This is a genomic window from Oceanobacillus luteolus (assembly GCF_023715655.1).
Lineage (GTDB): Bacteria > Bacillota > Bacilli > Bacillales > Amphibacillaceae > Oceanobacillus > Oceanobacillus luteolus.
In genome coordinates this window covers 1-255 of the sequence record NZ_JAMBON010000189.1, presented here as the reverse complement: position 1 = coordinate 255, position 255 = coordinate 1, and the positions used below count along the sequence as shown (strand labels likewise).

Annotated in this window: 1 pseudogene; it reads right to left on the bottom strand. The window is 40.4% G+C overall.

Annotated features, from left to right (window positions below):
- Window positions 1–255 (bottom strand): annotated as a pseudogene (locus M3210_RS20320) (IS21 family transposase); the annotation flags it as partial.

Sequence of the window (255 nt, the reverse complement as noted above, 5' to 3'; positions counted from 1 at the left end):
AATCTGGATGTTTAAACTTTTCTGCTAAGCTGGAAATATACGCTGATATTCCTTTGGTACGATCTCGCGTATGTTGAGTATCTTGAATTAATTTGCCTCTCTCCGTGCTAATCAAATGCTCTGCGATCACGGGACCATCTTTTTCGCCGCGTATCAGTAAGTTACCATCATCTGTCACTTCAATATAGACATTTTTCTCTTTTGTGTATGTTCCGAGAGGAACCGAATAGCGATTCGAGAGATACAGGATGGTAT